This is a genomic window from Micromonospora sp. CNZ299 (genome assembly GCF_002754415.1).
In genome coordinates this window covers 1600378-1621615 of record NZ_PEFG01000001.1, presented here as the reverse complement: position 1 = coordinate 1621615, position 21238 = coordinate 1600378, and the positions used below count along the sequence as shown (strand labels likewise).

The 21238-nt window shown below is 69.9% G+C and carries 22 protein-coding genes and 1 pseudogene; 15 read left to right on the top strand and 8 right to left on the bottom strand.

Going from position 1 to position 21238, the window contains the following annotated elements; genetic code table 11:
* Positions 1 to 35 precede the first annotated feature (35 nt).
* Both CLT68_RS07745 and CLT68_RS07740 read right to left on the bottom strand, forming a co-directional pair.
* Complete coding sequence (locus tag CLT68_RS07745; RefSeq protein ID WP_486482102.1) at positions 36 to 845, bottom strand: GNAT family N-acetyltransferase; 810 nt, start codon at positions 843 to 845, stop codon at positions 36 to 38.
* A 135-nt stretch (positions 846 to 980) separates the two neighbouring features.
* On the bottom strand, positions 981 to 1592 hold the full coding sequence (locus CLT68_RS07740) for a dihydrofolate reductase family protein (protein ID WP_099849767.1): 612 nt from the start codon (positions 1590 to 1592) through the stop codon (positions 981 to 983).
* Between the two features lie 114 nt (positions 1593 to 1706).
* On the opposite strand from CLT68_RS07740, the gene CLT68_RS07735 reads away from it, so the two are divergent.
* From CLT68_RS07735 to CLT68_RS32555, 3 genes are all read left to right on the top strand, one after another.
* Positions 1707 to 2609, top strand: a complete 903-nt coding sequence (locus tag CLT68_RS07735; RefSeq protein ID WP_486482101.1) for a LysR family transcriptional regulator — start codon at positions 1707 to 1709, stop codon at positions 2607 to 2609.
* A 72-nt stretch (positions 2610 to 2681) separates the two neighbouring features.
* Positions 2682 to 3863 (top strand): low temperature requirement protein A, encoded by a 1182-nt coding sequence (locus CLT68_RS07730; RefSeq protein ID WP_099849763.1) that lies wholly within the window; start codon positions 2682 to 2684, stop codon positions 3861 to 3863.
* A gap of 242 nt (positions 3864 to 4105) precedes the next feature.
* Positions 4106 to 4528 carry a hypothetical protein gene (locus CLT68_RS32555; RefSeq protein WP_143743145.1) on the top strand — a complete coding sequence of 141 codons (423 nt, stop codon included), beginning with the start codon at positions 4106 to 4108 and terminating at the stop codon, positions 4526 to 4528.
* A 3-nt stretch (positions 4529 to 4531) separates the two neighbouring features.
* Here the strand turns inward: CLT68_RS32555 and CLT68_RS32550 are convergent, their stop codons facing one another.
* The 4 genes from CLT68_RS32550 to CLT68_RS07710 form a co-directional block, all read right to left on the bottom strand.
* A complete protein-coding gene (locus tag CLT68_RS32550; RefSeq protein ID WP_143743144.1) occupies positions 4532 to 5281 on the bottom strand; it encodes a hypothetical protein in 750 nt (249 codons plus the stop codon).
* The gene (locus CLT68_RS07720; RefSeq protein ID WP_143743143.1) at positions 5278 to 5742 is read right to left on the bottom strand and encodes a hypothetical protein; all 465 of its coding nucleotides are present in this window, start codon (positions 5740 to 5742) and stop codon (positions 5278 to 5280) included. Before CLT68_RS07720 ends, CLT68_RS32550 begins: the two co-directional genes overlap by 4 nt.
* A 331-nt stretch (positions 5743 to 6073) precedes the next feature.
* On the bottom strand, positions 6074 to 6970 hold the full coding sequence (locus tag CLT68_RS07715; RefSeq protein WP_099849757.1) for a helix-turn-helix domain-containing GNAT family N-acetyltransferase: 897 nt from the start codon (positions 6968 to 6970) through the stop codon (positions 6074 to 6076).
* 10 nt (positions 6971 to 6980) lie between these two features.
* Positions 6981 to 8144 carry a low temperature requirement protein A gene (locus tag CLT68_RS07710; protein ID WP_158240869.1) on the bottom strand — a complete coding sequence of 388 codons (1164 nt, stop codon included), beginning with the start codon at positions 8142 to 8144 and terminating at the stop codon, positions 6981 to 6983.
* Positions 8145 to 8389: 245 nt separating this feature from the next.
* Here CLT68_RS07710 and CLT68_RS07705 point away from each other — a divergent pair, with 245 nt between their 5' ends.
* A complete protein-coding gene (locus tag CLT68_RS07705) occupies positions 8390 to 8854 on the top strand; it encodes a hypothetical protein (RefSeq protein ID WP_099856892.1) in 465 nt (154 codons plus the stop codon).
* A gap of 46 nt (positions 8855 to 8900) precedes the next feature.
* On the opposite strand, the gene CLT68_RS07700 is transcribed toward CLT68_RS07705, so the two are convergent.
* Positions 8901 to 11300, bottom strand: a complete 2400-nt coding sequence (locus CLT68_RS07700; RefSeq protein ID WP_099849752.1) for a glycosyl hydrolase family 65 domain-containing protein — start codon at positions 11298 to 11300, stop codon at positions 8901 to 8903.
* 187 nt (positions 11301 to 11487) lie between these two features.
* Here CLT68_RS07700 and CLT68_RS07695 point away from each other — a divergent pair, with 187 nt between their 5' ends.
* On the top strand, positions 11488 to 12099 hold the full coding sequence (locus tag CLT68_RS07695) for a phosphatase PAP2 family protein (RefSeq protein WP_486482100.1): 612 nt from the start codon (positions 11488 to 11490) through the stop codon (positions 12097 to 12099).
* Positions 12100 to 12104: 5 nt separating this feature from the next.
* On the opposite strand, the gene CLT68_RS07690 is transcribed toward CLT68_RS07695, so the two are convergent.
* Positions 12105 to 12782, bottom strand: a complete 678-nt coding sequence (locus CLT68_RS07690; protein ID WP_099856890.1) for an A24 family peptidase — start codon at positions 12780 to 12782, stop codon at positions 12105 to 12107.
* Positions 12783 to 13579: 797 nt separating this feature from the next.
* On the opposite strand from CLT68_RS07690, the gene CLT68_RS07685 reads away from it, so the two are divergent.
* The 10 genes and pseudogenes from CLT68_RS07685 (at position 13580) to CLT68_RS07640 (ending at position 21172) form a co-directional block, all read left to right on the top strand.
* The gene (locus tag CLT68_RS07685; protein WP_088950986.1) at positions 13580 to 14146 is read left to right on the top strand and encodes a hypothetical protein; all 567 of its coding nucleotides are present in this window, start codon (positions 13580 to 13582) and stop codon (positions 14144 to 14146) included.
* Entirely contained in the window at positions 14140 to 15102 is a 963-nt protein-coding gene (locus tag CLT68_RS07680) for a hypothetical protein (protein WP_486482099.1), read from the top strand. The genes CLT68_RS07685 and CLT68_RS07680 overlap by 7 nt, the downstream gene beginning before the upstream one ends.
* A gap of 40 nt (positions 15103 to 15142) precedes the next feature.
* Positions 15143 to 15802: an SAF domain-containing protein gene (locus CLT68_RS07675; protein WP_088950984.1), complete on the top strand. Its 660-nt coding sequence runs from the start codon at positions 15143 to 15145 to the stop codon at positions 15800 to 15802.
* A gap of 2 nt (positions 15803 to 15804) precedes the next feature.
* Positions 15805 to 16605, top strand: coding sequence for a hypothetical protein (locus tag CLT68_RS07670; protein WP_099849748.1), 801 nt, complete (start codon positions 15805 to 15807; stop codon positions 16603 to 16605).
* The gene (locus tag CLT68_RS07665) at positions 16595 to 18136 is read left to right on the top strand and encodes an ATPase, T2SS/T4P/T4SS family (RefSeq protein WP_099849746.1); all 1542 of its coding nucleotides are present in this window, start codon (positions 16595 to 16597) and stop codon (positions 18134 to 18136) included. The genes CLT68_RS07670 and CLT68_RS07665 overlap by 11 nt, the downstream gene beginning before the upstream one ends.
* Positions 18097 to 19040, top strand: a pseudogene (locus tag CLT68_RS07660) (type II secretion system F family protein). The gene CLT68_RS07665 and the pseudogene CLT68_RS07660 overlap by 40 nt, the downstream one beginning before the upstream one ends.
* Before the next feature lie 58 nt (positions 19041 to 19098).
* Positions 19099 to 19968 carry a type II secretion system F family protein gene (locus CLT68_RS07655; RefSeq protein WP_099856887.1) on the top strand — a complete coding sequence of 290 codons (870 nt, stop codon included), beginning with the start codon at positions 19099 to 19101 and terminating at the stop codon, positions 19966 to 19968.
* Between the two features lie 24 nt (positions 19969 to 19992).
* The gene (locus CLT68_RS07650; protein ID WP_088950980.1) at positions 19993 to 20196 is read left to right on the top strand and encodes a hypothetical protein; all 204 of its coding nucleotides are present in this window, start codon (positions 19993 to 19995) and stop codon (positions 20194 to 20196) included.
* 5 nt (positions 20197 to 20201) lie between these two features.
* A complete protein-coding gene (locus tag CLT68_RS07645; protein ID WP_088950979.1) occupies positions 20202 to 20651 on the top strand; it encodes a TadE/TadG family type IV pilus assembly protein in 450 nt (149 codons plus the stop codon).
* Positions 20648 to 21172, top strand: coding sequence for a TadE/TadG family type IV pilus assembly protein (locus CLT68_RS07640; protein WP_099849742.1), 525 nt, complete (start codon positions 20648 to 20650; stop codon positions 21170 to 21172). Before CLT68_RS07645 ends, CLT68_RS07640 begins: the two co-directional genes overlap by 4 nt.
* Positions 21173 to 21238 lie beyond the last annotated feature (66 nt).

The window sequence follows — 21238 nt, the reverse complement described above, 5'->3', positions numbered from 1 at the left end:
CCGCGGCAAATGGGCTTCACCGCGGCGGTCGCTGGTCAGTGCCAGGCCATGTTGATGGCCCGCTCGAAGTTGACGTAACCGGCGCGGGCGAAGGCCTTTGCCATGGGTACGTTGCCCAGGTCGGTGGCCGCGCGGATGCGTGGGACGTCCTCGGCGGCGAGGGTTCGGGTGCCTTCGGCGAGGAGGCCGTCTACGTACCCGTGGCCCCGGTGCTCGGGGACGACGCCGAGATAGGCGATCACCGGGTGGTAGGCGTTGCGCGCCGGAATGACGAACCCGACCGGGTCGCCGTTCTCGCCCAACGTGCCGATGCGCCACCACTCACGAGGACTGGAGTACGTGGCGAGTTCCTGCTCGTAGTGCTTGAGCGCGGCCTCGTGGGGCGACATCTGCGCAAGGTCGGTACGGCTGTGTGCGTCCAGGGTCCCGTCCAGGGCGCGGGTCATCAGCGCGACCAGCTCGTCGGTGTCCAGGGCCGGGCGGAAGGCCAGTCGCTGGTCCGGCGTGGGCAGGCCGGCCGCGGGGCGCCACTCCAGGCGTAGCCGTTCGACAGTCAGGCGTGCGCCGGTGCTCTCGAGAACGCCCATCCTGGTCCGCACCGCCCGGTACGTGTCCGGGTCCTCGCGCCAGTCGGCGGGGAGGAAGCGGCCGTATTCGGGAGGGACCGCGCCGGGTGCCAGAACCTGCTTCGCGGCGGTCTCGTACAACGCCTGCGCCACCTCGGTGAGGTCTTCGGCACCGTCGTCGACGTCGAGGATGTCCAGCAGCAGCGGAGCGCTGTCGTCGCCGCGACCCCACCAGGCGACCCTGGCGAGCAGGCGGTCGCCGCGCAGGGCCACCCACATCCACTCCGGTCGGCGGCGCTTGTCGGCGAGGTCGTCGTCGAGGTCGTGGTTGATGGTGTACGGCAGGCGGTTGAACAGGGCGATCTCGTCCGGCCCGGTGATCGGACGGATGGTGACGCCGCTGGGGGGGTGTGCTCATGCGGGCTCGTTCCCGGTCTGTGTGCGCGTGTAGGTGAGGAAGAGAGCGCCACTGTCCAGAACGGTGTGGTCGGTCAGGCGCCAGGTGGTTGGCGCGAAGACGGCGTCGCGACCGAACAGCGGGATGCCGGCGCCGATGGTCAACGGGGCAAGCTTGATGATCAGCTGGTCGATCTCGGGGTAGAGGGCACCGGCCAGGGCGCCGCCGCCGATCACCCAGACGTCCCTGCCGTCGTGGCGCTTCAGCTCTCGTACGGTGGCAATGGGGTCCTCGGCGATGACCTCGACGGCCGGGTCCGGGCTGGTGCCCAGCGTGCGGGAGAACACCAGGTGGCGCAGATGCGGGTACGCGTCGGTCACCCCGGCCTTCAAGCCCACCTCGTAGGAGTGGCGCCCTTCCAGCACGGTGTCGAACCGGCTGCCCTGGTCGGTGATGCCGAACGCCTGCCGGGCCGGACCGGGCAGGGTCTCCGGATATTCGCCGACGAGGTGGCGCAGGTAGTCGTCCGGGATGGGCCAGAAGCCGTCGGGGCCGGTGGGGTCGGCGCCGTCGGGACCGGCGATGAAACCGTCCAGGGTGGCGGCGATGTAATACACGAGCTTGCGCACGACGATCTCCTCGTTAAGGTGCCTGATGCTGTTCCGCTCCGACGTCCCTCAGCCTGCCCGGCGAGGCCCCGGGCTACAAGATCACATCTGGCAACGTGCCATAACCCTTCGCTAATGAGTGGATCGGGGACAGTGATGGAACTCCGCGACATCGAGATCTTTCTGACCCTGGCGGAGGAACTGCACTTCACCCGCACCGCCGAGCGGCTGCACGTGACCCAGGCCCGGGTCAGCCAGGCGATCAGGAAGCAGGAACGTCGGATCGGCGCGGCGCTGTTCGAGCGGAACAACCGGCAGGTGGCACTCACACCGATCGGTCAACGGCTCTTCGACGACATCCAGCCCATGTACCGAGGGCTGCACGAGGGCATGGACCGGGCCAGGCTCGCCGCCCGCGGCAGGACCGGGGTGCTGCGGGTCGGGTCGATCGCCGTCAACCTCCACGATTTCCGCGAGCTGTTCGACGGGTTCGCGAAGGACCACCCGGAGTGCGAGGTGCAACTCCGGCATGTCGACTTCGGCGACCCGTTCGGTCAACTGCGCGCCGGCGACATCGACGTGCAGATCGTGTGGCTGCCCGTCAAGGAACCGGACCTCACCGTCGGCCCGGTCATCTACACCGAACCCATCGTGCTGGCCGTCGGGGCGACCCACCGACTGGCCGGCCGCGAGTCGGTCTCCTACGAGGACCTGGCGGACGAGACGGTCATGGGCGGGGCCCGGCCGGACTACTGGCGGGAGATCCTGGTGCCCGTACGCACACCCAGCGGACGGTTGATCCCGATCGGCCCGTCCGTCTCCAACTTCCAGGAGATGATCCCGATCCTCGTCACGGGCGAAGCCGTCTCACCGGTCCACGCGCAGGCCGCCCGCTACTACGCACGGCCGGACCTCGCCTACGTGCCCATCCACGACGCTCCGCCGGGCCAATGGGGGCTGATCTGGCGTACCGGCAACGAGACCGAACTCATCCGGTCGTTCGCCAGCGCCGCACGCCACCTCACCTCCATCGAGTAGCCCGGCTGGCTCACCCCTGCCACGTGGTACGAATGCCGCAGAGCGCGCATAACCCACAGAACGGGCGAGCCGATGACGACGAGCAGGGCGGGCAAGCTGCTGCGGAAGCCCGGGGATCCGCAGCGGGCCACCTTCCTGGAGCTCTTCTTCGATCTGGCGTTCGTCTACGTGCTCGTCCAGCTCGGGCAGGTGCTCAGCCAGAACCTCACCTGGCGTAAGGCCTTCCACACGCTGGTGCTGCTGCTGGCGGTGTGGTGGGTCTGGTGCAGCACGGCGACGGTGCCAGACCGGTTCGACCCGCAGCGGCCGACGATACAACTGCTGGTCATCGCGACCCTGGTCGGCAGTCTGCTGATGGCTGTCGCGCTACCGGAGGCCTTCGGAGCGCAGGGCCTGGTCTTCGCGGGCGCGTACGTCGCCGTCCAGGTCGGTCGCAGCATCGGCCTTCTCATCGCCCTGCGGGGCCACGAGCTGCAGCGCGGCGCCCTACGGGTGGTCATCTGGTTCTGCGTGTCCGCCGTGCCGTGGATCGCGGGGGCACTGGTGCACGGCACCGTCCGGGAGGCACTGTGGGTGCTGGCGGTGGCCATCGACTATCTGGCCGGAAAACTCCGCTACCTGACACCCGGCCTGGGCCGCTCGCCGCCCTCGGAGTTGCCGAGCGCGGCCGAACACCTGGCCGAGCGCCACCGACAGTTCTTCATCATCGCGTTGGGCGAGATGATCCTGGTCTCCGCGTCGACCCTGGGCGGCAGCGGCTTCGCACCCGACCGGACCACGGCGTTCCTGGTGTCGATCGCCGCCACGGTCCTGCTCTGGCGCATCTACATCTACCGTGCCGGGGAGTTGTCGGCGTCAGCCATCGCCGGCTCCCGCGATCCGGCCCGCCTCGGACTGTCGGCGTTCTACGCCCACCTGGTCATGGTGGCCGGTGTCGTCGTCGCGGCGGTCGGCGCCGAACTCGTCATCGCCCATCCGTCCGGGCATCCTGAACCTGCCTGGATCGCGATCATCCTCGGCGGACCGGCGCTGTTCCTGGCCGGGCGCTCCCGCTTCGAGTACGTGGTCTTCAGCCGGGTGTCCCGGGATCGGCCGATCGGGCTGCTCGCCCTGGCCGCCCTGACGCCGTTGATGTTCCTCGTACCGCCGATCGTGGCCGCCCTCGCCGCCGCCGCGGTCCTGGCCGGCGTCGCCATCTCGGACGCCGCCCGCGCGAGAGGACGTCCATCCGAGGTGCCATCGCCACCTGGATAGCCAGACTCTCCCGCCGGCTCGACGGGAGAGTGATCAGCCCTATCGGCAACGAGACGCCCATTCGTTCGATCGTTCGGCGCGCGTCACCCCAACTCCGTCGAATAGCCTGCCGTCAAGATCCTTTCCGCGAAGGCGTTCAAGGTGGTCGTCTGTGCCTCGGAACTAGACGACGGCCGAGCGAGATGGATACGGCATGCGCTCCCCGGCCTTTACAACCCACGACTAATTCGCATAATTGAACCATGGCATGGGAATGGGTCGCACCATCCGTAACCGGCATCGTTGGCACAGTCACCATATCTGCAACGATTTGGTTAGCGCACAAGCAGTTTGCGCTCCAGGAGGGCAGAGCACTCAAGGCCGACCGGCGAGCGGCCTACGGAAAGTTCCTGAAAGCAACACACCAAATGGAAGACTGTGCGACGAGAATCGTTGCAAACCAGGTGACGAGCGACAAAGAGAGCGTGGTCGCCATGAGGGATGCGCGATCTGAAGCCATGGCGGCCATAGCAGAAATTACCATACTCGGCCCAACTGACGTTGCCGAAACCGCCGAGAGCTATCTGATGGCGATACTAAGGGACGGCTTGAGCGAAGAAGGCGACGAAATAGTACGACGAAAGAACATTGCAGTTATCGCGATGAAGCAGGCTATAGAAAGTTGAAGGCTAGGCGCGATGGAGATCTGCCATCTGCAACTCTTTTGCGTGCCGCACACGTCGGTTGGGCGCCGCTTCGGGCATTATCTGCACTTCGGCACGCTCAACCTTTTGCTTCATCTCTTCAGCCCGTTCGAGCGTCCTCTCCTGCAAAGGATGGTGGACGTTAACACCACCCGTCGCAGAAATGCGAGGGCGCTTGCTTTCCTGGCCATGCTTTATGCCGTCCTGGCGCTGCCTTGCACGGACACGAGACTCCGTGCCTGCCGCTGCCGAAGCGTTGCTACGGGCACCTGAAGGCAAGGCCAAAAGCATTCGGTTGACAACCTTGAATAAGGGTATTACGAACCAACCGACGACAGAACCCCAAGTAAGGTGCTGGATAGTCGCCTCTCTCAGCTCTCTCAAATACATCGAAAGCCGTTCCCTGTCGCCAGGAGGGGTTCCCTTACGGAGGATCTCTTCAAAGACCGAGGTATCCCCGTCTACCTTATATATTGAGATCGCCAGTATGGTGTCCTTCAGTGTATGACGACCTGCGACCTCAATTTGCTGCTCAAGCAACATCTGCATGGTGCGAGCCGCAGCACTCTTGGAGATGCTGCCTCTGCGGAGCTCGTCAATCAATCGATCACGCAATTGCCAAAGCTTATTCCGGTACGAACTATGGGCCAAGTGCGTCACTTGAAATACGATAAGGAACGGTGAAAGCGCAAGAAAGAGGAGCATGAAGAAAAATGGAGTGGATCCTGCGCTCATGACGTAGCACCCTCCTGCTCTTCGGTGTAGCTCTTCAACTCCTGCTCTAGGGCTTTAAGGCGAACGCGCTGCCCCTTGATCTTTCTCTTGCGCAGCCTGCTCTGCGCGCCGGTGATCGCCAAGACCAAGAGTAAAGCAAAGGAGGATGATATCGATATCTGCAGTGCATTAGTGAGTTCCGGCGCGTCCTTCTCGAAATGCGTTAACATCTGCTCGACCGCCCTGAGCGGAAAGTACGTTGCTGCCACGATCAACGCCCAAGTAGCCCCTTGGATCACACGGCTCCATAGCTGGAACCTCTCGTACTCTCGTCGGCGGAGGTGCCTGTCGCGGAGCTTCTCGAGCTCAAGGCTGATCTCTTTCGTCCTCAGCTCAGCCTTATCAGCCCGGAGATCGGCTTGCCGGGCACGTACCGCAGCCTGCTCGATCCGCAGGTTGTCGCGATCGGTCTCTCGGGGCATGGGGGGCAGCATAGCGACTGTTGCAAGATTCACAAAGGTTACTCGCTTGGCAGACGCAGCCTGTCGTTGATCAATAGCTAAGGGAAACGTGGTCGGGCGCTTCACATTCGATCAACACCCTCCGCCTCGCCGCAATTCACCCTCGCCTTGCAGTACGATGAGCCGACGCTGCAGGTTGTCGCACCTTGTTGTCGGATGTGCGACACAGGCTATGAGCCGTCAAGGGATCGACCTCAGCGAGCGAGCGCGTTAGCGCACCAGCTCAGCCTGCGTCGAGTGAATCCAACGAATTCCTTTAAGCTCCGATGCCTGGTCGAGACTCAGCACGCCCTCACTCCCCGAACTGTTTTTCGAACCAGTGGTGGGCGTAGCGCTCGGTGTTGTACGCCTCGATCTCCCGGTAACCCGCCGCCCGGTACATGGCGATCGCCTCGGTGAGGTTGCGGTTGGTGTCCAGCCGGACGGCCGTCGCGCCGCGCTCGGCGGCGTACCGTTCCAGCTCGCCCAGCAGCCGCCGCCCGACGCCGAGCCCGCGTACGGTGTCGGCCACCCACACGCGCTTGATCTCGGCGGGCGCGTCGGGGTGGAGTTTGACCGCGCCGCAGCCGATCGGTTCGGTGTTGAGGGTGGCGAGCAGGAGCACGCCGGCGGGCGGGACGAGTGCCTCGTCGTGGACGGGGTTGCTCAGCGCCGGGTCGAACCCGTCGTCGAATCGACTGGCGATGTCCCGGGCGTACGCGCGCAGGCAGGCGCGGGCCCGCGGGTCGCTCGGTGGGCACGGCTCGATGACGACCATCGACCCGACGAGGAGGCGTTCGACCTCGGCCATGGCGGCGACGAGTCGTTCGCGGCGGTGCTCGCTGAGTGGTTCGAGGATCGAGGCGGCGAGGTTGTCCGACCGCTCGTCGAGGTCGGTCCATGCCGTACGGCCGGCGTCGGTGAGCGCGGCGGTGCGGACCCGGCCGTCGCCTCCGGCCTGGTCGGCCGGCCCGACGGTGATCAGGCCGTCGTTCTCCAGGACGCGCAGGAGCCGGCTGAGGTATCCGGAGTCCAGGCCGAGCCGGGCGCGCAGCGCGGCGACCTCGGCGCCGGCGGGGCCGATCTCCCAGAGCAGGCGGGCCTGCCCGAGGGGTCGCCCCTGGGCCATGTACTCGTCGTCGAGCGCACCCACCCGTTGGGTGACCGTCCGGTTGAACCGCCGTACGGCGGCGATGAGCGCGGAGTCCATAAGCCTGACTTTAGTCAGGATTCCGGATGCGGTGGTAGGAGAGGATGCCGGCGTGGTCCAGGACGACCACGGTGAGCACCACCGCGGTGGCGACCGCGGTGACCGCCAGCAGCGGCAGTCGCAGGACGGCCGCGCCCACAGCCAGCACGAGCAGGGCCACCACCCGCGGCCAGGAGAGCCGTCGGTGGATCGACAGCGAGAAGAGGATCCGCCCGACGAGGAACAGCATCGGACCGCCCAGGATGACGACCGCCGCGGTCATGTCGGCTGCCCTGGTGGGGTGGGCGATGCTCAACTCCGCCCCGACGGCGGTGACCACCAGCCCGGCGATCATCACGAGGTGCAGGTATCCGGTGATGACGCCGAGCCGGGACGGGTCGGCGTCATCGATGGCCGGCGCCAGCCGCTGGCCGGCGGGCGTCACGTAGAGCAGACCGGTCAGCACGGCGGTGGCGAAGACCAGCAGGAAGGCGGCGGTCTGCGGGAGCTCGAGGTGGGTGCCGGCGTACGAGAGCCCGGCGACCAGGACGAGTTCGCCCAGCGCAATGATCATGATCTGCTGGTACCGCTCGGCGAAGTGCTCGCCGGCGAGGCGCAACTCCTGCCCGCTCGTCCGTCCTAGCCATGGGGTGGGCCAGCCGATTCGTGGGCCGGTGAAGTCGAGGGCGAGGGCGAGCACCCAGAGCGGCACCCGCCACTCCGGCAGGAACCCACCGACCAGCCACGGTACGGCAGAGACACCGAACCAGCAGAGGATCCGCACCGCCCTCTTCTGGCGGGGGTGACCGCGCAGTGCGAACGCGGTCACCGTGCCCCGGGCGATGTGGACCGCGACGTACGCGCCGGCGAAGAGCAGGCCGCGCCCGTCCAACGCCTGCGGGATCGCCACCCCGGCCAGCAGGCTGCCCAGCGCGGCGACGACCAGCAGCCACCGGACCAACGGGCTCTCCGGGTCGTACCAGTCGGCGAACCACGTGGTGGTCACCCAGATCCACCACACCCCGGCCAACAACACTGCGGTACGCAGCGCGCCGGCCAGGGTGAGGTCGTGCAGCAGGTGCCCCGCCAGTTGACTGAGGGCGAGCACGAACGCCAGGTCGAAGAAGAGCTCCAGGAACGAGGCGCTCAGCGGGGAGTCACTGCCCCGCAGCAGCCGTTCGGGCCTGCTCGCCATCGGCGCTCCTCCCCGGTGGCACGCACGCCCCGCGTCCGTCGTACCACCCGAGGTGGCCACCGGAGGTGGAAACGGGTCAGCGGCGGACGCCGACCGTGGGAATCCACGGTCTCCTGCTCGCCGGCGGATCTCGATGTTCAGCACCCCTGGCGACGACCCGCTGACCCCTCGTGTCGTTGATCCGGCAGCGCCCATGGTCGTCGCTGACCACGGTGGGGGCACCGACTCAACGAGGAGGGACGCCGATGACCGCTCAGCGGGAGACCGTGCAGGTCGATCACGACCTGTTCCGCGCCGTGTACGACTCACCCGCATCACTGCCCGGCCGACACCGCTGGACCACCCCGGAGTCGGACGTCCGGCGGCTGGAGAAGCTGCTCGGCATGCCGGCGCGCAGCATCGGCGCCCCGCTCTGGGTCAGCGGCGACGAACCGGACTGCCCGAAGTGCGGCCGACGGGTCACCTGGTACGACATCGTGTCGTCGGCGCTCTCCGGCCTGCACGACAAGGCCATGATCGCCACCGTCATCCTCGGCGAGCGCAAGTACGTCAACACCGAGATCCCGGACGCCATCGCCGGCGTGCGCTGCGCCGACTGCCACACCGCGATCGACGGCCTGCGCAGCTTCAAGTGCCACAACTGGGCGTACGCCTTCGAGGAGTTGGAGGCCGTCCGCGAACGGATGGCCGGCGGCCTCCCGCCGACCTGACCCGGGCCGCCGGTCCCGAGCTGATGCGGGAGTCGGTCGAGGCGGCTCAGCCGGCCGAGCGACGGGTGGGACGGCGGCCGGGCGGGGAGGGCGGCTCCGGCCCCGGGTCGGGCACCGGGGGCATCGGCCGGGTGACCGGCTCCGCCCCGGTGACCCGCACCGACTCACCGTGGTGCCACAGCTCGACCTCGGTGTCGGCGGCGGCGTCGGGCAGTTCGTAGCGGGCCTCGGTGGGGGTCAGCGTGACCCGCAGCCGGTGGCCGCGCCAACGCAGGCTGAAGGCCAACCGGTCGATCCGACGCGGCAGCCGGGGGTCGAAGGAGAGCACCGCCCGGTCGTCGCGCAGCCCGCCGAAACCCTGCACGAGTGCCAGCCACGCACCGGCCAGCGAGGCCAGGTGCAGCCCGTCGGCGGTCTTGTCCCCCAGATCCGCCAGGTCCTGCAGGACCGACTCGGCGAACAGGTCGTACGCCAGATCCAGGTGCCCGACCTCGGCGGCCAGCACCGCCTGCGGGGCGGCCGACAGCGACGAGTCGCGGACCGTGCGGGCCTCGTAGTAGGCCAGGTTGCGGGCCTTCTCGGCGGCGGTGAACTCACCGGGGCAGAGCTGCATGGCCAGCACCAGATCGGCCTGCTTGACCACCTGCTTGCGGTACAACTCCAGGTACGGGAAGTGCAGCAGCAGCGGGTAGTCGTCCTCGCTCGTGTTCGCGAAGTCCCACTCGGGCTGCTGAGTGAAGCCGGCGGCCTGCTGGTGCACCCCGCGCTCGTGGTCGTACGGGATGAACATGGCGTCGGCGGCGGCCCGCCAGCCGGTCACCTCGTCGTGGTCCACGCCGAGCCGACCGGCCACGTCGGGGTGACGCTCGGCGGCGTCCGCCGCTCCCAGCAGGTTGCGCTTGGCCATCAGGTTGGTGAAGACGTTGTCGTTGACCAGCGCGGCGTACTCGTCCGGGCCGGTCACGCCATGCAGGTGGAAGTCACCCTCGTCCGACCAGTGCCCGAAGCCGTGCCAGAGCCGGGCGGTCTCCACCAGCAACTCCAGCCCCGCCTCGGCGAGGAACCGCTGGTCGTCGGTGGCCGCCAGGTAGCGCAGCACCGCGTCGGCGATGTCGGCGTTGACGTGCAGCGCCGCGGTGCCCGCCGGCCAGTAGCCGGATGATTCCCGGCCGCCGATGGTGCGCCACGGGAAGGTTGCGCCGGTCAGCCGCAGCTCGCGGGCCCGTTCCCGAGCCTCCGGCAGGTGGGCGTGCCGCCAGGTCAGCGCCGAGCGGGCCACCGCCGGGGCCAGGTAGGTGAGCACCGGCAGGACGTAGCTCTCGGTGTCCCAGAGGACGTGCCCGTCGTAGCCGTTGCCGGTCAACCCCTTCGCCGAGATGGTCCGGCCCGAGTCCGGGCGGCCGGCCTGGATCAGGTGGAACATCCCGAAGCGGACCGCCTGCTGGAGATCCTGGTCGCCGTCGAGCTGCACGTCGGCGACCTGCCAGGCCGCGTCCAGAGCGGCACGCTGGTCGGTGAGCAGGGCGTCGAAGCCGTCCGCCCGGGCCGCGTCCGCCTCGGCGACGACCAGGGCCGCCAACTCGTCGGCCGGTGTCCCGTCGACCGATGCCCACTCGTACGCGGCGAACTTCGTCAGCCGCAGGCGCTCCCCCGGGTGCAGGCGACCCGTCACGGTCAGCCGGACCCGGTCCGGGGTGCAGTCACCGGTGGTGGTGACGGTGTCCGGACCGTCCAGCAGGTGACTGACGGCGACAGCGACGCGCTGGCCGCTGCGCTCGGTGCGGTGCACCAGCATCCCGTCGAGGCCGGTCGCGCTGTACGACTCGGCGGTCAGCGGGTCGGTGGGCACCGAGGCGGCCCGAGGGTCGTCGGAACGCTCCGGCACCGTCTCGTTGGCCAGCAGGTCCGAGCAGACCCGCAGCTCGACGGGGGCGCCCAGTGGTTCGACCTCGTACCGGACGGCGGCCGCCGGGCGGCGCGGCAGGGACACCAGTCGGGTGCTGCGGATGCGGACCGCCCGCCCCGCCGGGGAGATCCACTCGGTTTCCCGGCGCAGCACACCGTTGCGCAGGTCGAGCACCCGTTCGTGGCGGCGCAGCGTCCCGGTCCGTATGTCCAGCGGCTCGTCGCCGACCCAGAGCCGGATCAGCGCGGCGTTCGGCGCACTGATGACTGTGTCGCTGGCCTGCGGAAACGCGTACCCCTCCTCGGGGTAGATCAGCTCCCGCCGCTCGTGCAGGCCGTTGACGTAACTGCCCGGCATCCCGCAGGGCGCGCCCTCGTCGAGCACACCACGCCAACCGACCCACCCATTACCCAACGCGAAGATCGATTCGGTCTCGCCGAGCCGGTCCAGATCGGCCTCCGTACGCCGAATCTGCCAGGTCTGGTCGTCCACCGCCCCGGTAGCGGGCGGCGGTTGGTCGGTGGCCGAACTGGTGTGCACGAAGCCTCCTGTGGATGCCGACGTCCTTGACCAGCCAAGCAGAGCCGGCTGAACGAATCCTGGACGAAGGTCGTGAAGCCGACCTGACCTTCGACGGCTGCCATGCCCTCTGCCGGTTCCTAGGGTGTCCCCCAGGTGAACAAGGTATGAACGTGGAGTGAGGTGATGCATGGTCCACAACGGCAGCATGGACGTTCCGGAGATCAGCGCTGAGTGGTACGACGACGTCGTCGACGCCGCCGCCCGCAGCCCAGAACCGGTGCAGTGGTTCGTCGGACACGCCACCGAGGGGGTGATCCTGCTGCTCGGCGTGCTGCTGCTGATGGCCGCGCTGAGCCGCCGCGGCGGCGGCCCGCACGACCGGGCACTCGCGCTGATCGCGCCGGTGCCGGCCCTCCTGGCATACGTGGGCAGCGAGTGGTTCAAGACCGTGGTGGACGAGGACCGCCCCTGCCGGACGATCGGGCGGGCAATCATCGCGGGCGCCTGCCCACCCCCGGGTGACTGGTCGTTTCCCAGCAACCACGCCACCGTCGCCGGCGCGCTGGCGGTCACCACGCTGCTGCTCTCCCGCCGGCTCGGTCTGATCGCGCTGCCGCTGGCCGCGCTCGGCGCCTTCTCCCGGGTCTTCGTGGGAGTGCACTACCCGCACGACGTGGTCGCGGGCGTGCTGTTCGGCGCCCTGGTCGCCGTGGTGGCAACCCCGCTGCTGGCCCGACCCACCGCCGAGGTGCTGCGCCGCCGGGCCGACCGCGCCGACAGCCCGGTCCCCAAACTGGCGAGCCGCTCCCGCCCCTGACCCGGTCAGAGTGCCAGTGCGAGGGCACCTACCGTGCCGAGGAGCAGGAACGGGCCGAACGGCAGGTGCGTGCTCCAGCGGGCACGCCGCGTGGCCAGCAGAGCCAGACTCACCAGGGCGGACAGCCCGAAGGCGAGCAGCAACCCGAGGAGCAGCACCGGCCAGCCGTACCATCCGAGCAGTGCTCCCACACTGAGCGCCAGCTTGGCGTCGCCCAGCCCGAAGCCGCGACGGCCGAGCAGCAAGGTGGTGCTGGCGAAGAACAGCGCCAGTCCCGCGCCGCCGATGACGGCTCTCAGCCAGTGCCCCGGCTCGGCGTCGAGCGCGGCGACGCCGAGCAGGAGCCAGGTCCCGGCAGCCGCCGGCAGGGTGAGCCGGTCCGGCAGCCGGTGCACGGCCAGGTCGACGAAGACCGCCGGGATCGTCCAGCCGAGCCACCAGGCCAGCGCCGGGAGCGCGCCGCCCGAGGGACCGACCAGGGCCAGCAGCACCACAGCGGCGAGCAGGGCCAACTCGACAGTGCCCGGTGGCGGCCCGACCCGGGCCCGGCAGCGATCGCACCGGGCCGCCGGGCCGAGCGCCGGCCAGGGCCGGGTCAGGCCGAGCGGCGCGCCGCACGCGTCGCAGCCGGTGCGGCTGGGCATGCCCGGGGGTACGGCGTAGCGCAGCGCGGCCATCCGCATTAGTGGACCGATGGCGAGGATCGCGAGCACTGTCGCGAGTCGGGTGCGGGCCACAGCAGGAACGCGCTCCGCGTCTGGTCGACGATCCGGAGGGGTCGCTTCCCGGTCAGCGGGGTTCGTCGTGTCGCCGGTCGGTGGGGAGGCCGGGCTCCGATCGGGTGGGTTTTCCCGCCCCGGAACGGCTGCCGGGGGGCCGGTCAGCGCCATGCCGCGTCCGTGACGCCCGGGTGGTCCCCCGCGAGGGTGAACACGCATCGTGACGGAACGATCGCTGTGGTGTAGCGAATGGCGCAGAAAGCGACCTTGCCGAGCGACGGTCGGACGGCGCTCTCGACCGGCCTCCGAGTGGGCATCCCGTCGGACGAGGTGACCCCCGGACGGGTCGGCAACTCCGCTGGGATGCCGGGATGAGGGCGCGATGTCCTACTCCCGGGACCGGCGACGGGACGTACCGGACGCCGTCCGTCCCGACGACGCCCGATCTTCGACGAACCCTTGCTCGGCCACTGCCTCGGGCGCAGTGCGGACACCCGCCACCACCACCTGTCATCACTGAGAGTGTTCACTTGAATTACCTCTGTTGCATCGGCGAACGTCAGCCTATGCTCGCCCCTTGGGTGTGACGCAAGCCTCACCTCGACAACCGGAAGACACAGGACCTTGCATTTGTAGAAGATCCGTAACGGTGAATGCAGAAGCGCAATGAACGGCTCCGGATGTGCTGATCCGGGCGCGCTTCCGCATGCCCGGCGGCGGTGGACCGACACCGCGCGGGGCGACCACGAGGAGGCTCGACGGTGCGCGGACGGCAGCTCAGACGAGCGGCAATCTGCCTGCTGGCGGTCGTAGCGGCGGTGCCGGTCACCGCCTGCGCCAGCGGACAGGAGTCGGTCGGACGACCGGCGGCAGCCCGTGAAGACGGACAACGGGCCGATCCCGACGCAGAACGGAGAGCTGCCGAAAAGGCGGCCCTCGACGCGTACTCCGGTTATCTCGCGGCCTCGCGAACGGCGAGTGGGCGCAGTGACCCACGCGCGCCGGAACTCGCCCGGTATCTCGCCGACCCACTTCTCAGTCGGGTCCAATTGTCCATTCGCGACGCTAAGGAGCACGGCGCTATGCGTACCGGGACGGTGAAGTCCGACCCGACCGTGACAGCGGTCAGCCTCGACGCGAAGCCGGCGACCGTGGAGATCCAGGACTGCCTGGACACGACCGGCTACCGACTGGTCTACGCGAAGGACAAGCGCGTGGTCCCGGGCAGCGGGGGCGGCAAGCACCTCTCCACCGCCACCGCGACCCGGTATCCCGACGGCCGCTGGCTGATCAACTACGGCGCGACGCACCGGGATCAGCCGTGCTGACGTGGCAGGAACGAGGCGCTCCGGCCCGTACGCGTCGGACTGGCGCCACCTGGCGCGCGCTCGCCGGGATCGGCCTCGCGCTCCTGCTGGTGGCCGGCGCGACCCCACCGGCCGCCGCCGCTGGCCGCGCCGACCCGGGAGCCGGCTGCCCACCCGACCAGCCCGACTGCAGCGTGTGGGACGACGAACCCGGCAACCCGGGTGACCCGGGCGGCGGCGGTGACGACGGTGAGGACGACGGCGGCGGGGGCGGTGGCGGCGGCGTCTGCCGGTGGGACGGGCGGACCATCCCCTGCTACGACGAGTTCAAAGGCTGGTTCAACAGCGGCGACGGCTGCTACTACAAGCTGGCCTCGCCGCAGAACGAGGCACCCGAGGGCCAGCAGTGGTACGTGCAGACCTGCAACGGCGGCGCCGACGTGGGCAATCGGAACATGGTTCTGCGGGCCGAGCCGCCACCCGGTTACGGCGCGCCGCCCAACCCGGAGGAACTCGCCCGTCGCGCCCTTGCGTCGATCAAGCTGCTGCCGGCACCGCTGAAGGTCGCACCTCGCAAGGGCATCGGCCCCGGCCTGGTCGGTCTGCCGGTCTGGATGTGGGCGGACCCGGGCGAGAACTACTTCGGCCCGTTGACCGCCAAGGCGACCGACCGGGACGTGACCGTCGAGATCACCGCGAAGGTCGACCGGACCGTGTGGGACATGGGCAACAAGGAGACGGTCACCTGCTACAGCGCGGGCACCGAGTACAAGCGCGATGGCGAGCGTGCGGGCGGCACCTCCCCGACCTGCGGCTACGACAACGGCTACCAGAAGGCCGGCACGTACCGGATCAGCGCCACCACGCACTGGAAGGTGACTTGGCGCGGCGGTGGCCAGACCGGAGAAATCCTGGTGACCCGCCGCAGCGGCGTCGTGCAGATCCAGATCAACGAGCTTCAGGTGGTGACCCGGTGAGTGAGCCCAGTGTGCGAGCCCCGCGAACGGAGATGACGCAGTGAGCCTCGCGACGCGCAACGGAACCGGGTCGGTCGACGCGCCGGTCACCCCACCGACTGTGGTCCGGCAGCGCCGGGTCCGCCCGGGGTTGCTCGGTCTCGCCGTACTCCTGATCGCCCTTGGTGGGTTGGGCGCGGCGTTCGCGGTCACCTCGGTCCGGGCCACCGGTAGCTACCTCGCGGTGGCCCGGCCGGTGGAGGTGGGCCGCGAGATCAGCGCCGCTGACCTGGTCAGCGTGCAGGTCGCCGGCGGTCAGGGGTTGCGCCCGGTGCCGGCCGGCCGGCTCGACGAGGTGATCGGCAAACGGGCCGCGGTGGCGCTGGTCCCGGGCACCCTGCTCACGCTGGGGCAGGTCACCGACGACCCGCTGCTCGGCCCCGGCCAACAGCAGATCGCGCTCGGTCTGAAGACCGCCCAGGTGCCGGCCCGCGAACTGCACCCCGGTGACAAGGTCCTGCTGGTCAGCACGCCGGACAGCAACGCCACCGGGGACGCGGCCGCAGCGAGCACCCGGTTCACGGCCACCGTGATCGACATGGTCAGCCCGGCGAACGACGACAAGGTCCTGTACCTGGCGCTGCTCACCCGCGATGTCCCGGCCGTGGTGGCGCTCGCCGCACAGGAACGGCTCGCCGTCGTGCTGACCGAAGCGGCCTGAGCATGGCGATCATCGCGCTGGTGTCCGCGAAGGGTTCGCCCGGCGTCACGACCTCGGCGCTGGCCTGCGCGCTGGCCTGGCACCGGCGACTGGTGCTCGCCGAATGCGATCCGGCCGGCGGCTCCATCCTCGCCGGCTACCTCGGCGGTCAGCTGGACGGCCCGCGCGGCATCGGGGAGCTGGCCGTCGGGGAGCTACGCGACGGCAACCTGGAAACCGCGTTCTGGTCCCAGCTCGTCGACCTGGACGCGCCCCGGCGGGAACGGCTGCTGCTGCCCGGGCTCGTCGACCCGGCCCAGGGTGGCAGCGTCACCCCGCTCTGGCAGCGCTTCGCCGACTACTTCGACGCGCTGGACCGTGGCACCCCCGGCTACGACGTCCTGGTCGACTGCGGCCGGCTGCACGTCACCGGGCCACCGTGGCCGGTGCTGCGGGCCGCGTCGGTGGTGCTGCTGGTGACCGGGGCGCAGCTGCCGGACCTCTCCGGCACCCGGGCGGTGGTCACCGCTCTCGAACGGGACTTCGCCGAGCACCGGGTGCCACCAGGCACCCTGCGGCTGCTGCTGGTCGGCGACGGGCACGGGCGCACCGAGATCAGCCGCGCCCTGAAACTGCCGGTGATCGCACGGCTGCCGCACGACCCGCGTACCGCCGGGGTGCTCGCCCTGGGCGGCACCGTCCGCGCCGGACGGCCGCTGATGCGCGCGGCGGCCGCGCTGGAGGTGCCGATCGGCGCGTTGCTGGAACGGCGACGGGCCCGGCTCGCGTGGCCCGTGCAGCAGGGGGTGCCGGATGCGGTTTGAGCCGGTCTCCACCGACCCGCGTCAGCAGCCGCCGGGCGTCACCTCCACCGTGCCGCCACTGACCCCGTCGAACGGGCGACACCAGCAGGCCGGGCCGATGCCGCAGGCACCGCCCACGGCCACGGCGCAGCCGGAGGCGGCACCCCGGCCCCGAATGGACTTCCAGGTGGTCCGGGAGCTGCGCCGGGAACTCACCGAACGGCTCACCCTGTGGCAGCGCGGCCGGGAGTTCACCGTCGACGAGGAGGACACCGAACGGGCGCGGCTCGCCGTCGGGGTGGTCGCCGCGTACGCCGACTCCGTGCGCAGGGCCGGCACGCCGATGGCCGCCGGTGAGGAACGCCTGCTGCTCGACCAGGTGACCGCCGAGTTGGTCGGGCTCGGCCGGCTACAGACCCTGCTGGTCGACGAGACCATCGAGGAGGTGCACATCCTCGGCTGCGACCAGGTGCGCATCACCCGGCACGGCGGCGGGGTGGACTGGGCCGAGCCGATCGCCGACAGCGACGCCGAGCTGGTGGAGATCCTCCAGGCGGCGGCCCGCCGGGCGGGCGCGACCGAGCGGTCCCTGTCCACAGTGAAGCCCACCCTCGACCTGCAACTGCCCGACGGCAGCCGGCTGGCCGCCGTGTTCCTGGTCAGCCACCGCCCGTACGCGGTGATCCGCAAGCACAACACCCTGGACGTGAGCCTTGACGACGTGGCCGGCGCCCGGGGCGACCTGGACGAGATGATCGACCCGCTCCTGCGCGACTTCCTCCGCGCGGCCATGCGCGCCGGGCTGAACATCATGGTCGCCGGGTTGGCCGGCGCCGGGAAGACCACGATCATCCGGGCGTTGATGAACGAGATCCCGCAGGACGAGCCGTACGTGCTGCTGGAGGAGAGCCGGGAGCTGTTGCCGGCCCGCCGTCGGGAACGGCACCGGGCGGTGATGAGCTTCGAGGCCCGGGAGGGCCATGGGGAGCGCGGCTTCGACGGCCGCCCGGCCGGTGAGGTGACCATCGCCGACCTGATCCCGTTGTCGCTGCGGATGGGCGTACTGCGGATCATCGTGGGTGAGGTGCGGTCCCGGGAGATCGTGCCGATGCTCCAGGCGATGACCACCAGCCGGGGCTCGATGTGCACCATCCACGCCCGCACCGCGGCGGGCGTGGGTGAACGGATCGTCGAGCTGGCGTTGGCGCACGGCCGCGAGATGACAGTCGACCAGGCCCGCCGGATGGCCGGCAACGCCCTCGACCTGATCGTCTACGTCACTGTCGAGGACGAGACCGCGATCGGCGGGCGTAAACACCGGTTCGTCTCCCACGTGGAGGAGGTGATCGGCGCCGGCGAGGGCGGCCGGATCACCACCACCACGGTCTTCGGGCCCGGGCCGGACGGTCGTGCGGTCCCCCGGCACCTGCCGGAGCGGGTGCGCGACCAGTTGCTGCGGGTGGGTTACGACGTACGGCTGCTGACCCGGTGGATCGAGGCCGGCGCCGGCGCCTGGCGGCGACCCCGGCAGACCCGACTGGCCCGGCGGTGACCTGATGCTGAGCCTGGAGTTGATCGCGGTGGTCTCCGGGGCCGCCTGCGTGGCCGGACTGCTGCTGGCCGTGGTGGCGCTGGTCGGCACCCGACGGCCTCCCGGGTCCCGCCCCGGTGGCGGTTCGGGTCTCGATCGGCTGTGGCGTGGGCCCGGCAGCACGCCCTCCGAGCAGCGGTCCTACCAGGCGCTGCTGATCGCCGCGCTGGTCGCGGGCGCGTTGGCGTTCCTGCTGACCGGGCTGCCGGTGGTGGGTCTGCTGGTGGCGGTGGCGGTGCCCGGCACCCCGTGGCTGTTCGGGGTGGGTAAGGCCGAACAGCGGGCGATCGCCCGGATCGAGGCGGTCGGCGAGTGGACCCGACGCCTCAAGGACGTGTCCAACACCGGGCAGGGTCTCCAGCAGTCGATCATCGGCACGATCGGCAGCGTGCCACCCGGCGTCGAGGACGAGGTGCGACTGCTCGCCGCCCGTCTGCAGGCCGGCTGGGTGGCCCGCACGGCGCTGCTGGCGTTCGCCGACGAGATCGCCGACCCGGTCTGCGACCAGGTGGTCGCGGCGCTGATCCTGCACCTGTCCGACCGGGGTGAACGGCTGGGTGACGTGCTCGGTTCGATCGCCGGCGCGGCGTCCGCCGAGGTCGCCACCCGCCGGGAGATCGAGGCCAAGCGCACCCAGCCCCGGTTCGCGGTCCGCTTCCTCACCGGAATGACCCTGGCGACCCTCGCGTACGGGCTGATCAACACCGAGTACATCAAGCCGTACGGCACTCCGGTCGGCCAGGTGGTGATGGCGGTCCTCGGTGCCGCCTTCATCGCCCTGCTGGCCTGGGTGCGGTCGATGAGTCAGCCGCAGCGGCCGGCCCGGTTCCTCCCGGCGCCCGACCCGAGCGAGGTGATTGCGTGAGCGCGAGGAGTGCAGCGCAGCGGAGCCCCGCAGTCGCGAACGAAGGGCGGGTCCCGTGATCGTGAACTGGCAGTTGGCCATCGCGGTTTGCGGTGGCGCCGGGGTCGGGCTGGGCGTGTTCCTGGTGGTCCGGGAGCTGGTGCCGGCGACCCCGGCGCTGGGGCCGGCGCTGCGTCGACTGCACCAGCCGCCGGGCAGCGGTCTGGTCGCCACTCCCGCCTCCCGCCGGCTGGACTCGCTGACCGGGTTGTCCCGTTGGCTGCGTCCGCCGCATCGGCAGCTCGCCCTGATCGGGCAGACCCCCGAGCAGTACGCCCTGTCGGTGCTGCTCTCCGCGCTGATCGGGCTGGCCACGCCGACCCTGCTCGGGGTGGCACTGCTGGTGCTCGGCGTCTCGTTCCCAATCGTCATACCGGTGCTCGGCAGTCTCGGCCTGACACTGCTGGGCGCGCTGCTGGCGCACCGTGCCGTGGTGACCAAGGCCGACGCCGCCCGGGACGAGTTCCGCCAGGCGGTCTGCACGTACCTCGATCTGGTGGCGTTGCAGCTCTCCGCCGCACACGGCCCGGTGCAGTCGCTGGAGCGCGCGGCGGCGGTGTGCGACGGCTGGGTCTTCGATCGCCTCCAGGAGTCGCTGCGGATCGCCCAGATGCAGATGCACGCGCCCTGGGACGAGCTGCGCGACCTTGCCGACAAGATCGGCATTCCGGAGCTGGGGGACGTCGGCGCGATCATGCGCTCCTCTGGCAGCGAGGGCGCACAGGTGCACGAGACCCTGCGCAGCCGGGCCGACTCGCTGCGCGACCAGATCCGCACCGACAACCTCGCTCGCGCCGAGGGAGTGACCAGCAAACTCGACATTCCGGGCGCACTGCTCGTCTTCGTGCTGCTCGGCTTCGTCGTCTATCCGTTCATCGCCCGTGTCTGACCCCATCCCCTGAAGGAGAACGCCATGTCCATCCTCAGCTATCTGCACGTCGCGCTGACGACGCGCCTGGCCGAGCTGCGCCGCGACGGCGAGCGCGGCGACAGCCCGGTCCCCACCGCCGTGATCATCTTCGGTCTGGTCTTCATTGCGACGGTCGTCACCGGCCTGGCCCTGGCCAAGGCCAACAACTGGATGAACGCCATCCCGAACAACAAGAACCCGCAGTAACCGGCATGCGCCGAGCCGCGTTCCCGAGGTGGCACCGGGCGGTCACCGCCGTCCGGCGCCACCTCGCGGCCGGCGACCGGGAGCGAGGTGCCAACCCGGTGGAGCTGGCCGTGATGATGCCGCTGATCCTGGTGCTGCTCTTCGCCTCGATCCAGATCGCGGCCGTCTTCCTCGCCCGCTCCACAGCGTTGAACGCCGCGCAGAGCGGCGTCAACGCCCAGCGGACGTACCAGGCCAGGGACGGCGCCGGGGTGGACAGCGCCACCCGCTTCCTGAAGGCCGCCGGCGGCTGGCTGGTGGGTTGGGACAAGACCGGCCCGAACTGCGTCGTCCTCAACGACGACACCGAGGTGACCTGCACGGTGCGTGGCCGATCCCTGTCGGTGGTGCCGGGCGTGGACTTCGCCGTGCAGCAGACCGCCCACGGGACGGTGGAGAGGGTGACCACACCATGAACCGCAACGCCGAGCGTGGCTCGGTCTCCATCGAGGTGGCGGTGCTCGCGCCCGCCTTCATCGCGCTGATGGTGCTGGCCGGCGTGGTCGGGCGCACCGCGCTGGCTGCGGAGGCCATCGATGCCGCCGCGCACGACGCCGCGCGCGCCGCCTCGATCTCGCGAAGCTCGAGCACCGCCGAGACCGCCGCGCTCGAAGCCGCCCGGCAGCAGCTGGACTGGCACGGCCTGGCCTGCACCAACGAGCTGGCACCCACGTTCAGCGGCACGGTGGGCGGCGAGACCACCACCTTCGACGTCGCCTTCAGAAGCGCGGTCGGTCAGAACGCCACCGTGACGGTCGAGATCATCTGCGAGGTGTCCTTCAAGGACATCTCGCTCGACATCCTGCCCGGCATGACATCCGGGAAGCAGATCAAGTCGAAATTCACCTCGCCGCTGGACCGTTACCGCGGCAGGGCTCTCGGGCCCGGGGCGGTGGGCGTGGATTCCGCGCCGGACGCGAGTGCGGGTGGCGCCTGATGAACGCCGACAGGACTCTGGGCGGGTCAGGGCAGCGGGCCCGGGCAGACTCGCACGGTGAGCACG